General features: G+C 55.9%; 1 protein-coding gene. It reads right to left on the bottom strand.

Annotation, left to right across the window (positions count from 1 at the left end; genetic code table 11):
• Nucleotides 1-214: LysR family transcriptional regulator (locus EOB49_RS35575; RefSeq protein WP_127383577.1), on the bottom strand; the 214-nt coding region annotated here is incomplete at its 3' end.
• Nucleotides 215-254: the final 40 nt, after the last annotated feature.

Below are 254 nucleotides of genomic sequence, written 5' to 3'. Positions count from 1 at the left end.
TCTGTGGATAGATGGCGTGGCCGGCATCGGTGAGCGCGATGCGGTTGCCGGTGCGCACGAACAGTTGCTTGCCGAACCAGTTCTCAAGATTGCGTATCTGCTGGCTGACCGCTGCAGAGGACACGCCGAGTTCAGAAGCGGCCAAGGTGAAGCTGCCGGCACGGGCGGCAACTTCAAAAGCCTTGATCGCATTCAGCGGCGGCAACCGTTCCACAACAGATCCATAAGTTTTTCTTGCTCAATCCTAATTATTT

The organism is Mesorhizobium sp. M7A.F.Ca.MR.148.00.0.0, assembly GCF_003997735.1.
GTDB lineage: Bacteria > Pseudomonadota > Alphaproteobacteria > Rhizobiales > Rhizobiaceae > Mesorhizobium.
This window is presented reverse-complemented; position numbering and strand designations above follow the sequence as displayed.